Annotated in this window: 12 protein-coding genes and 2 pseudogenes; 4 read left to right on the top strand and 10 right to left on the bottom strand. The window is 57.6% G+C overall.

Features of this window, described 5'->3' with window-relative positions:
- From LPA46_RS17700 to LPA46_RS17690, 3 genes are all read left to right on the top strand, one after another.
- On the top strand, positions 1–431 hold a 431-nt coding region (locus LPA46_RS17700; RefSeq protein WP_230893660.1), incomplete at its 5' end, for an NAD(P)/FAD-dependent oxidoreductase.
- Positions 432–473: 42 nt separating this feature from the next.
- A complete protein-coding gene (locus LPA46_RS17695; protein ID WP_230893659.1) occupies positions 474–791 on the top strand; it encodes an SHOCT domain-containing protein in 318 nt (105 codons plus the stop codon).
- Positions 792–1,213: 422 nt separating this feature from the next.
- Positions 1,214–2,080 (top strand): bile acid:sodium symporter family protein, encoded by an 867-nt coding sequence (locus tag LPA46_RS17690; RefSeq protein ID WP_230893658.1) that lies wholly within the window; start codon positions 1,214–1,216, stop codon positions 2,078–2,080.
- Between the two features lie 42 nt (positions 2,081–2,122).
- Here the strand turns inward: LPA46_RS17690 and LPA46_RS17685 are convergent, their stop codons facing one another.
- From LPA46_RS17685 to LPA46_RS17640, 10 genes and pseudogenes are all read right to left on the bottom strand, one after another.
- Positions 2,123–3,049 (bottom strand): ArdC-like ssDNA-binding domain-containing protein, encoded by a 927-nt coding sequence (locus tag LPA46_RS17685; RefSeq protein WP_230893657.1) that lies wholly within the window; start codon positions 3,047–3,049, stop codon positions 2,123–2,125.
- Between the two features lie 87 nt (positions 3,050–3,136).
- On the bottom strand, positions 3,137–3,484 hold the full coding sequence (locus LPA46_RS17680) for a hypothetical protein (RefSeq protein WP_115821801.1): 348 nt from the start codon (positions 3,482–3,484) through the stop codon (positions 3,137–3,139).
- Between the two features lie 149 nt (positions 3,485–3,633).
- The gene (locus LPA46_RS17675; RefSeq protein ID WP_230893656.1) at positions 3,634–4,215 is read right to left on the bottom strand and encodes a hypothetical protein; all 582 of its coding nucleotides are present in this window, start codon (positions 4,213–4,215) and stop codon (positions 3,634–3,636) included.
- 101 nt (positions 4,216–4,316) lie between these two features.
- On the bottom strand, positions 4,317–5,540 hold the full coding sequence (locus LPA46_RS17670) for a homing endonuclease associated repeat-containing protein (protein WP_230893655.1): 1,224 nt from the start codon (positions 5,538–5,540) through the stop codon (positions 4,317–4,319).
- Between the two features lie 221 nt (positions 5,541–5,761).
- The gene (locus LPA46_RS17665) at positions 5,762–5,983 is read right to left on the bottom strand and encodes a hypothetical protein (protein ID WP_230893654.1); all 222 of its coding nucleotides are present in this window, start codon (positions 5,981–5,983) and stop codon (positions 5,762–5,764) included.
- Between the two features lie 291 nt (positions 5,984–6,274).
- Complete coding sequence (locus tag LPA46_RS17660; RefSeq protein WP_230893653.1) at positions 6,275–7,864, bottom strand: restriction endonuclease; 1,590 nt, start codon at positions 7,862–7,864, stop codon at positions 6,275–6,277.
- A gap of 657 nt (positions 7,865–8,521) precedes the next feature.
- Positions 8,522–9,124: pseudogene (locus tag LPA46_RS19310) on the bottom strand (DUF6166 domain-containing protein); the annotation flags it as partial.
- Positions 9,121–9,606 carry an HNH endonuclease signature motif containing protein gene (locus tag LPA46_RS17650; protein ID WP_230893652.1) on the bottom strand — a complete coding sequence of 162 codons (486 nt, stop codon included), beginning with the start codon at positions 9,604–9,606 and terminating at the stop codon, positions 9,121–9,123. The gene LPA46_RS17650 and the pseudogene LPA46_RS19310, both read right to left, overlap by 4 nt.
- A gap of 128 nt (positions 9,607–9,734) precedes the next feature.
- A complete protein-coding gene (locus LPA46_RS17645; protein ID WP_058984726.1) occupies positions 9,735–9,998 on the bottom strand; it encodes a type II toxin-antitoxin system RelE family toxin in 264 nt (87 codons plus the stop codon).
- A complete protein-coding gene (locus LPA46_RS17640; protein WP_089649942.1) occupies positions 9,991–10,269 on the bottom strand; it encodes a ribbon-helix-helix domain-containing protein in 279 nt (92 codons plus the stop codon). Before LPA46_RS17640 ends, LPA46_RS17645 begins: the two co-directional genes overlap by 8 nt.
- A 341-nt stretch (positions 10,270–10,610) precedes the next feature.
- Here LPA46_RS17640 and LPA46_RS17635 point away from each other — a divergent pair.
- Positions 10,611–10,949: pseudogene (locus tag LPA46_RS17635) on the top strand (restriction endonuclease); the annotation flags it as partial.
- Between the last annotated feature and the right edge of the window lie 35 nt (positions 10,950–10,984).

The raw sequence follows: 10,984 nt of genomic DNA, 5'->3' as shown, positions 1-10,984 counted from the left end.
AGGACGTCCAGTTCCGCTGGAACACAGAACTCGAAGCCATCCACGGCTCCCAAGCGGACGGCGTTACCGGCGCCACGCTCGTCTCCCATCCCAGAGAGAAAGGCGAGTCCGGTGTCGACGTCGAGCGAGAAACGGTCGACGTGGGCGGCGTGTTCTACGCCGTGGGTCACACGCCGAACACGCAGTTCCTCGAGGGGACCGGCGTTGAGCGGGACGAGGACGGCTACCTCTTCACGGAGACCGACGACGCTGGGCGGCCCACCGCTCGGACGGCCGTCGATGGGGTGTTCGCTGCTGGCGACGTTGCTGACCCCCGCTACCGACAGGCGATCACGTCTGCGGGCACCGGGAGCATGGCTGCCCTCGACGCCGAGGAGTTCCTCGAGACACGTCAAGACGCAGACGAATCGACGGTAACCGCGACCGCGTAACCACCTGAGAAATCCATGAGTACTCCTCCATTCAGGTCTGCCGTGGCTCGCGGCGTTTTTGCAGCTGCGCTTATAGTACCCTTCTCGAGTATCGCGACCGCCCAGCACGGCGGCGGTTCCGGTGGGATGGGCGGGATGGGAAGCGGCATGGGTGGCTTCATCTGGTGGCCACTCGTCTGGTCGGTCGTCCTACTGAGTCTGGTCGCTCTTGTCGCCTATGGTGTGCTCGTCCATCGGCGTTCTCCGGTCGACGAACGAAACCAGGCGGATGCTGCACTCTCGACGCTCCGGTCACGGTATGCCCGTGGAGAGCTCTCCGAGGAGGAATTCGAAAAGCGCCGGCGTCGACTTGAGGAGTGACTGGAAGCCCATTTCCGGAACGACGACAGCTGCAGGACTTATGAACCGCTTGGAGGAACTCTCTTGGACCCAATCGGCGGACTGGTGTGGTGGTCGTTCCAGCCCCTCTCGTTGATTGTAGGAACCGCTCACAGCCGTATTGGCTCTCGGCTATATGACGGCAGCGATGATGTTGACGTAATTGACGCTGGATGCAGCAACCTCTCTCGACTAGTCGACCCGACCAACAATAGGGTGGTCGTCGGCTGGGGAACCGGTGCGCTGAATTAGATGCCATCTTCCGAAAATACACGTCCGGGATCCTCACCACGCTCTTTGCGTGGTTGTCGTCGGGTAGGATGGCAGCATCGTCGGACGACACCGTTTGAAACCGCAGTAAAGAAAGGGACGAAACACGGAATTTCGTACAAGAGCTCAAGGGAATGGTAGAGATATCTGGAGAGGTAGTCGTTGAGTTCGTCACGACAGTTTTCGTGCTTTCGACGATGTTCTCGATGGGAGTGAAGCTCTCGGTCAGCCAGCTCGTTGACGCGCTTCGGAGGCGGCGACTGCTGGCGAAATCCTTGCTGGTGAACCTCATTGCGGTTCCGTTGATCGCCTTTCTCCTCGTTCGAACGTTCTCTGTGGAGACCGGCTTCGCAGCCGGTATTGTGTTACTCGCAGTCTCGCCCGGCGCTCCGTTCGGCCCGAAACTCGCAGAAATCTCAGATAGCGACGTCGCATTCGCGAGCGGGCTCATGGCGATTCTCTGTATTCTCTCGGTGGTCACCATCCCCATCTCCTTATTGCTGTTACTCCCTGGCGACGTCGCTGTCGATCCCCTCGCCATCGGGCGGATGGTTCTGGGTATCCAGCTGGTCCCGCTACTGCTTGGTCTGGGGATGTCGTTCGCTCTCCCGTCGCTTGTAGACCGTCTGTATCCACTGACGCAGCGACTCTCTGACTACACGTTCGTCGGGTTAATTGTGGTCCTGCTAGTAGTCTACAGCGGCAGTATGGTTTCCCTCGTCGGAACGGGAACCCTCGGGCTCTCGGCAGTCGCTGTGGGTGCATCGTTGGTGCTTGGATACTGGCTCGGCGGCCCAACACGAGGGACTCGGGAAGTGTTAGCAACGACGACTGCCGCTCGAAATGCGGCGATTGCGCTGTTCATCGCGACGACCGGGTTCTCAAATCCGAACGTCCTCACGACGGTCCTTGCATTCTCGTTCATCGGGGTCGTCGGCTCCGGACTGATCGCAAGTGTATGGCGACGACACCCAACTGGACACGCTCGGTCCCACGATTAACGGCAAGATTGACGCTGCGACCGGAGCCCCTCAACTGATGGCTTAGATATTGAGGACGTCGATGAGTTCCTCTGCCGTCCGACTGATCCGTCCGAGCCGCTCGCGAACGACCTCGGAATCGTCCGACTCCCACGCAGCGAGGTAGAATGCCGAGCCGCTCGTGTCGAGCCCGCAGTAGCGCCCGACGACGTACGCGACGGCTTCGGCCTCGACTTCGCGTTTCGCCCGCTCGGTGTCGTCGTCGACGTCGAAGTGGAGCAGAGCGTGGGCGTACTCGTGAATCAGCGTTCGCGCGAGGTCGGCCTCGTTCGCCCGATCACGCACCTCGACGAGCGGCTGGACGTCGACGAGGCTCAGCTGCTCGCAGATGCCTTTCGCCTCGCCGTGGGTCCAGTCTTCGTCGGGAACGATCCGCACCGTCACGCCGAGGTCGTCAGCGGCGGCAGTCAACTGCTCGACGAGGTCGCCGGCGTCCCCGGTTGCTTCTGTGTCCAGGTCGGGAAGCGGCTCGCCCTCGGTCTGGGAGATGTCGAACACCGGCGCGGGCTTGAACCCGACCAGCCCCTCGGACCACTCTTCGGGCGGCGTCTCGTCGTACTCACAATCGCTGTCCTCGTGGTAGCTCGGCGAGTTCTCGCACTCCGGGCACTGTTTCGCGATGATTGGCGCCCAGATCCAGATGGCCGACTCACCCGCTTTGACGTGACGGTCGAACTCCTCCTGCCACGTCCGGTAGCCAGCCACGCGGGTTGCCTCGGGACACTGCCGCTTGATGAGGAGCGTGTTCCGGTAGGAGTAGTCGTGGAACCGACTCTGGACGTCGAGCCACTCCTGGAACTCTGCGCTGGCTTGCGCGTCGTCGACGCCGGCGACGAGGTCGTCGATCCACTGTTCGATGGTACTGTTCATCTCGTCGGATCGCGTGTCGGTCTGGTCGAAGGAGACCGACGAGTCACTGGTCGTAGCCATTGTGTGCACGGAATCGAGTTCACGGCGACTGCGTCTGTTTAGACCGCGCCGCACCCCTCAGGGGCGTTCAAAAAACCGCTCTGTCGGTCAGCGGAGCTCGTGGCGTTCGTCTGCAAAGCCGACCGTGACGAGGTACTCGAGGAACTCGTCGAACCGCTCGACGTCACTGGGCGTGTCGGTCGCAAGATGACGCGCCCACTCGATGGCCCACTGGAAGGCGGGATCCGTGCCGCCCTTGCCGTGAATGTACCACCACCGGGCCGCCTTGAGAACCACTATGGGATTCGTCGGCGGCTGCTCACCGGCGAGCCCACGGGTGATGGATTCGATTTCGTCGGGGACGTCGGCGGAATCGACCTCCGCTGATTGCGTGTTGTCGATATCGACCGGGATCTCGTCGATCGAGACGTTGTCGGGACGCTGTTGTTGACTCACTGGAAGTCACCTCTGAGGGCTCTCGAAGGAGCCCTCGCCCTCTCGGGGGCACGAAAAACAGGTCGCGAAGTCACGCCGGCGGGAGGTAGACGCTCTGCTCCCCGGCGATTCGTTTTGAACTTGTTGGCAGCATCGAAAGTTCCAGAAAATCACCTAGAGACGGTTATCGATTCAGGGTTACGCAGATTCTCATGTGCGTGGTAGGTGTCGCCAAGCTCTATCGCATCGGCCCAGATCACTAAGTCCTCCAAAACCCAGTCATCGGGAAGATCACCGTCGCTTACGTGGACAACATATTCGTACTCCTCGTTTGAGTATTTGACTTCAACCATGGCATCGACCTCGGCATCGTCGATGTCGCCTTTCTTAGCAACTACGACAGAAGCATCATCGGAAAAAAGCGGATATCTGTGGAACGTCGTCCCTGAAAACTGGACCTCAACAGATCCGGTAGTTGGTGTGTTTGAACTATTATTGATGGGGCGAATCGGCCACCCCTGATCAACCAATTCCTGCTCAAGATTATCAATTACCTGTGGGGTTGAATTAGCGTCTCTGTCGATGTCTCCTTTACGTCCTCGACCTGCGAGGAAAAACCAAGTATTTGTTCCTAATGGACGGCGAAAAAAGAAAGACTCTGTCTGGTCAGTACCAATGTCGGACTCTACCTTGAGAAGTTGATCTCCACTATTAAGCGCGGTACTGACTTCTATATCTGTTATATCAATCATGATGTCAAGTCACGCCCTTGTCCGGTAAAAGCACCGACCGAATACAACCGGCTGCATCAGTCAACGTTCGAGACGGGTACGTGAACCGTTTGATGGTACTCTCAATATCTCTTAATGACTGGCTGGACCGGAAGGCGTTCGAGACGTCGATGACATGGAATGCAGAGCGTTAGTAGGTTGCCTGGGTCATTTGCATCCTCAACCGTCCGATTTGGATCATTATAGAATCGGCGTCGTGGTATCCGATGGTGAACCGGGAGGTCACGCCCGAACTGTTCTCGATGCGTTTCGCGACTCATACCGCAGCGAAGACAGGATTCGTTATCACGAGCAATGATCTCCTTGCGAATCTGTGCCCAGTTCGAGCCAAACGGAATTGTTTCGGTATCAGATTGGCGGTAGTTCTCTAAATAGTCCGGATCGGCTGCTTGAAGGGCTGTCCGCCACGTACCGAATATACGCTGATACGGCTGAGTCGTGAATTTTCCCTGTCCAAGCATCTCACTTGTCGTCGGAGGATGGCCCAATTCTTCCGCGAGGGCTCGTAGTTCGGCTAATAACTCCTCCCGTGGAATTCGCCACCGGTCATTCGCCTCGAAGCCAGCAGCTGCCAAAGCCTCGTTCCAAGAGCCAAATTCCTTTTTGTAAATCGATTCGCTCCATTTCCCCCGATCTCTCATTTCATCTTGCCGGGGGACGTGACCCAGTTCTTGAGCCAATCTCTGGAGTTCAGATAGCAGATCTTCCACACTCACGTCCCGTGGATAGTAAATTTCCATTCCTGCCCGTCGAAGAGCTTGGTTCCAATTTCCGAAGGCCCTCTTGTACGGGCCCGTTGTGTACGGCCCATCTCTATCCATCTCGTCTGTTGTGGGTGGTCGACCCAGTTCCTCAGCGAACTCTTGTAAAGCAGTAATCAGCGTCTCTTCCGAGAGGCTCAGTTCGACTTTGGATTCAAGGCCAGCCGCCTGAAGAGCCGAATTCCACCCACCGAATCGCTTGCAGTATGTTTTCACGGAATACTCCCCGTGATCGTTGTAACAGCGCTCAGATGGTGCCTCTCCAACCGTTTCGGAAACTGATTTGAGGTCGGCAAGGAGCTCGTCTTTCGGTATCGCTGGTCTTCCGTTTGGTTCGTTTGTCCCCGTCTCAAGTCCGGCAGTCTTGAGCGCTTCATTCCACGAGCCGAACCGGTCCGCGTATGTCTTTGCGGCATGAGGGCCGGACGCATTCATCTCACTCTGTGATGGGGGTCGACCTAGCTCTGAGGCGAATTGCTTGAGGCGATTGAGTAGTTCTTCGTCCGAATACAGTTTCCTTCCCATGATTTGTGAGACGATTGAGTCACTCGAGTTGGTCCCGGCTTGGCATTTGAATGTCCGTTCTAGTGTCTGCTCCCTGTTGCTCTCTCGGGCATCGGTAACGACTGGGCTCGCGAGGCCGCTGCTGGCTGCCCCGCACCCTCTCAGAGGCCCGAAAAACCGAGACTCAGGCAGTTAACCAACAATAGGGAAACCCACGTGGAGTGTGTTGGTTAAGACAGTCGCTACTCCTCACTCTCACACAACTCTTCGGCTTTCCACTGGAGGCGACGCAGACTCTGCGTTCGGTTCTGGTGGGTGTTCTCGTAGGCGACACACTCCTGAAGAGTCTCCATATCGGGAATCGTCACGATACCGGCCTCGACCAGTCGGTAATTCGATGCTTCGAGACGCATTTCGGGTGGGAATTCGTCGTCACTCCCGTCGCTGATCGTGGATTGTTCCATCTCTATAGCCCTCCACCCGTCGAGGGCGAGAAAGACAGAACAGATGACTACGTCGCCGACGCGGCGTCAAGCCATCGCGTCTGGGAACCGATCTCGGAGTGTACCCTCTCGCTCTTCGACCCGCTCGACTTTCTCCCGCAGCTCGTCGCTGACACGCTCAATACTTGCCAGCGCTCGCTCGCCGCCTAACGAACCTTGTGAATCGTCGTCGCTGTCAGCTTCCAGCTGTTACTATAGTATTTGGAACAATAGGCTCGATCAGATACTCTCCTCTTCCCAAAAAGAGAGAAATTACGTCGGATTTGGAATTTGACTCTCTGAGAGTTTTTGTATTACATCACGTCCGGATAGTAGCTGTACCTCTACACCCTCTGTTTCCATAGCAGCTCGCCTCGCGTCCTGCGTAAATCCAGACGATGTTGCGACAACACAGACATCTGCGCCCTCTTGTACTGTCGAGCCGATTGCGTTTCGGACTTCTGGACCAGACACGTTGCCAGCTCCATTAGGATCGTAGCGTTTGGCCTGAATAGCGATTGTTCGCTGGCCCTTACGTGCAATAGCGTCAATTCCCCGATCTCCCGATTGCTGTGTAACTTGGACGTCGTATCCTTTCTTTTGATAGAGCTGCCCCAGAACCTCTTCAAACTGCGTTGGCGTTAACGAAAGCAGATCCGATGGCTGCCACGTCGAATCAAGTTGAGCCATTACTTCATCTCTGATAGATTTGATGTGAGTGTAGTCGTCAGTGGCGCGGGCTTGGTCGAGACGATTCTGCACCTCAGTCGGATCGATAGAACTGTGCGTCAGGTCAGTAGTTGTGAACGTCTCTGCTAATTCCTGCTCGGCGACCCACGCTTCGGCCTTCACCATCGCCTTCTCGATGCCATCTATATCTGCTTCCTGAACCGCATTACGGGCGTTCTCGATAGTTGTCGCCTGGGCTTGGCCAGCTGATAAGGGATGAGACGACCCACTGTTGCTTCGAAGTGGTTCGGTCTGGGCTGCGAAATCTTCAACCGCCTTTGCTTGCTCGCAGAATTGATTGAGAGTTCCTACAGTCAAGATGGTATCAAGACGTTCCCAGATCGCTGTTGGCTCAACCACTTGGCTATCGACACGAACAGCCAGCTTACTTTTCCCCGAATCTGGCGGATTACTACTGGGCTGACTCCATCGTTCGACGGTGGTTCGTGCTTCCTCAAATCGATTAATCTCTGTAGCAGCCTGTTCAAGCTGGTCGTCTTTCGAGGATGGGAAGTTAGCAAGGGGTTTGTCAAGCAGCTTGGCTCCATCATAGCTTTGGCCACGAATTCTAACATCAAAGCCACTGTCAATCCCCGTAAGCACGTCATTTAGATCGTTTGCGGTTGCGGTATCGTTGTCAGTCCACGTCTGGGCTGCGAGTGATTGAACCTCTGTTCTTGTAACCGGTAACTCCCCAAAGGATAATCTCGAGAGCGTTTGGTTCAATACCGCGAACTGTTCAAGCCGTTGGCTCCAATCCTGGAGATTCTCACGTTGGGCTGTTTGAATAGACTGTACAACTGGTGATTCTCCCTCGGCTGAAGCATCTATGTCGAACTCGTTGTCGAGCGTCTGTGCTCTTGAACAGAGATCTTGGCGCCATTGTCGATCAGCGTAGCTTTTCACCGGTTCAGCGAGACGATTACGAACCGGCTGGCTGAACGTCGGTAGTGTTGTACCTAAGAGAACTATTGCGGCGAACAATCCCCATGCCCGTGGCCGTTCCCAGAATGGTCGATAGACGGTGTAGGTCCGAAGTGTTTCAAAACGAGTGGTTCCGGCATTTGACGCCGCGTAATAGTATAACGTCGCCTCCGTAGGTCCAATCCCGTTCGGTGCGATTGACGCTGGCAAGTCTAGAACTCGTTCGAACGTCGCATATTCTCCTTGGTCGTATGTGGAACTGTTCGCAAAGAGGACTGTCCCCTCTCTAGCCGCCCGTTCGGGCCGCCAAGATGTAGGTGCGGCGACAACGGCGACCTCAAGTGGCGCCCTTGGTGGGCTCTCTGTGTTGGCATATGGATTCCCCCAACCGGTCTGCATCCGTATCCGGACGCTTCCGTTTGTGGCAATGCCAGTTGTTGGAGTCGTGATTTGGATATCGAAAGCGCCGTACTCCGTTTCACCACCTGTAGTCGTATACTCTAGCGGCACTGTCGTTGAACGCGTTACAGGATCGACTTGGTCGAACGCTCCTGTGACAGGAACTGAATAGACAAGTAGACATACTCCGAGGATGACGAGGATGGCCCGTGTCGCTTTGAAAGGAAAATCGGGTAGGTATTCGGAACGGTCCGTGGGGATCTCCATATTAGATTGCTATTTGATTACCAGAACAGTCTGGTAATTCTGACGGTTACTGTGTTGGGGTCACGAGTCGGTGTCGTCGGTGCGCTCCTGTCGGTCGTTGTACCGCTCCAGTTCACGCCCGATTTTCTCGAGCGCCTCGACACCACGTTCGAGGAGCTGGTGAGTGGCTCGCGCCAGTCGAAGCGTCTCCATCAGTGCTCCCGGGGGTTCGATGAGGTCGTTGCTCTCTTCGGCGAGTTCCTGAATTACCCGTTCTACGTCAGCATCCTCGGCAACCGTCCGATGTGCGAGCGGGGCAGGATATGCACGGTCGCCCTGGCTGCAGAGTACGACCAGCCACTCCTCGCTCCCATCCCCGAGTACGATGTAGTGGTCGCGATCAGCGCGCTGGAAGACCCGCCGGTCCGGGCGAGAGACGGCTCGCCAGTTCTCGGGGAGCGTCGGTGACGGCCGTCCACCGTCGGCGAGGGCGACGACGTCGTCGGTAAGGGTCGCCATCGCGGCGTCGATCTCCTCGCCAGTGAGGTGCCAGCACGCCGCTGCACCGTCGCACTCCAGCTGTGAGACCACCTGATTCCGGAACGCGATGTAGTGCTCACGGGCGAGCTGCTCATCGTCGTAGTAGTCGAGAAGGAGCGCGCACGCGAGCTGGGCGGGCCCACTGCCTCGATACCCGACCTCGAAGCCGCTGGGACTGTGATTGACAAGTTCGAGACTACGGTCGGATGTGAGCTCTGTGTCCTCGGGACGACGAGTGACAACCAGATCTCCTCGTCGACGTCGGCCGACGTACGCCGTCGTCATTTGAATCGCCCCCGTTCGTCCCGCTCGCGATTGGACACGTCCCACTCGTGGTCTGTTGGTTTAATCTCGGACCCGAAGCCGTGTCGTTCGGCGTGTTCGGCCCGACTGAGGAGTTCGAGGTTCTCCGGTCTGTTGTCCCACCGGACGCCATTCTTATGATGAACGTGCTTGTCCGCGACGGCGTCGAACCCGCGCTCTGCCACCATTACGAGCCGGTGGATACCGACGGAGTCCGTCGTCCCACGATAGTTCGAGGCGCAGATGACGTAGCCACGGTCGGTGAATACGGCGGGATGCCGTCGCTGGTTCGGGGCCGCTTCTCGTGCGTCTCGACGTGGGATGTCCAATCGCTGCATCCACTTCCAGACCGTCTGTTGTGTACATCCCAGTTTGTCCGCGATCGCGACCGTGCTCAACTCCTGTTCCCAGTAGAGTTCGTAGAGGCGCGATTCGTCTCGCCAGGGGTACTCTGAGTCGGTCATGGCTCGGTTACGGGGGAGTGAATTCCCCCGCACCCCTCTCGGGGGCAACAAACACTACCGACCGGAATCGTACTTGAATTTCAGACCGGGTTCGTCACCGACCCGCGCAGATCTGTAGACACCGTGTGTTACGGTGGGAGGTGACGGTCGTAGATATTCCGGCGATGCCCGACCGCCTCAACTATCAGGACATCCTCATCCCGGTCCCACGTGATGATCGCACGGTAGTCGCCAGCACGAAGCTTGTAGTACGGATACCCGGTGAGCTTTTCGAGACGATGAGAGGTCCAGTCTTTCGCCTCGTCGAGTTTCTTCACCAACCGCTCTTGGGCTTCCGATTCGAGTCCCTCCAGCAAATCAAGTGCTTTCGGTGTCCACTCGACCTCAGTCATCGATGCCCAGCCGATCCTTCACGTCGTCCTGCGACACCGTCTCACCCTGCTCCCGCTGCTTGCGGCTCTCGGCCAGATGCGCCAGCGCTTCCTCGGACAGCTGCGTTGGCGGGTTGACAGCGTCCCGAAGCGCGTCGCGGATGAACTCGGATTTGTTCGCGTAGCCACGCTCCTCCCAGACGTCGTCGACCTGAGCCAGCAGCGACTGGGGCACCCGGACGTTGATCTTCTCCATTTCACCGTCGCCGCCGGCGTCGCTGTCAGTGCTCATATACTGTGATACGCTTGTATCACGTAAGTAGCTTCGGTTGGATACGCGAACTGTGGTTGACCAGGCCCAGACTGCGTGCGAGGGAGAGTCGCCGATGCTCCGAGAGGTTCAGGACGACGGCTTGGCCGTCGACGCGGAAGCCGACGTATTCGACTGTGTCTCGGTGGGACTGTTTGGGCGATGCTTCTGGAACCGATTCCGAACTTGCTACAGGTACATTCCCGTTCATTCGTTGTTCGCGGGCGGTTCGGTGACCCCCGCACCCCTCTCAGGGGTTCAACAAACAGGACGGCGTAGCGTTCGGCAACGTATTTGGCAGCTGCAACGTACTGTCCACATAATTGAGGACGGCTGTACTGGACGATCTCTCGGGGTTCGAGTTCGAGGACGTGATGGAGGACGTGTTCCGGAACCTCGGCTACGAGAACGTCCGCCAGGCCGACCGCACCGCCGACGAGGGTCGCGACGTCATCATGGAGGAGGTCGTCGACGGCACGCGGCGTGCGATCATCGTCGAGTGCAAGCACACGGGGACGGTCGGACTGCCGGTCGTCCAGAAGCTCCACTCGGCGATCGCGACCTTCGACTTCGACGGCCCCAAACGCGGGATGGTCGTCACGACCGACCGGTTCACGAACCCTGCCCAGGAGTACGCAAACCCACTCCAGCAGAACGACGACCAGAACCTCGATGCGTTCCGCGAGGAGTACGCCGA

It is taken from the genome of Halobacterium sp. KA-6 (assembly GCF_021029015.1).
GTDB lineage: Archaea > Halobacteriota > Halobacteria > Halobacteriales > Halobacteriaceae > Halobacterium.
The sequence above is the reverse complement of the archived record's forward strand: the minus strand, read 5'-3'. Positions and strand labels throughout refer to the sequence as shown.

Bases quoted from the DNA above. Each gene is read 5' to 3' on its own strand.
- LPA46_RS17675 (WP_230893656.1), bottom strand. From the start codon at position 4,215: ATGATTGATATAACAGATATAGAAGTCAGTACCGCGCTTAATAGTGGA.
- LPA46_RS17665 (WP_230893654.1), bottom strand. From the start codon at position 5,983: ATGGAACAATCCACGATCAGCGACGGGAGTGACGACGAATTCCCACCC.
- LPA46_RS17685 (WP_230893657.1), bottom strand. From the start codon at position 3,049: ATGGCTACGACCAGTGACTCGTCGGTCTCCTTCGACCAGACCGACACG.
- LPA46_RS17670 (WP_230893655.1), bottom strand. From the start codon at position 5,540: ATGGGAAGGAAACTGTATTCGGACGAAGAACTACTCAATCGCCTCAAG.
- LPA46_RS17690 (WP_230893658.1), top strand. From the start codon at position 1,214: ATGGTAGAGATATCTGGAGAGGTAGTCGTTGAGTTCGTCACGACAGTT.
- LPA46_RS17640 (WP_089649942.1), bottom strand. From the start codon at position 10,269: ATGAGCACTGACAGCGACGCCGGCGGCGACGGTGAAATGGAGAAGATC.
- LPA46_RS17645 (WP_058984726.1), bottom strand. From the start codon at position 9,998: ATGACTGAGGTCGAGTGGACACCGAAAGCACTTGATTTGCTGGAGGGA.
- LPA46_RS17650 (WP_230893652.1), bottom strand. From the start codon at position 9,606: ATGACCGACTCAGAGTACCCCTGGCGAGACGAATCGCGCCTCTACGAA.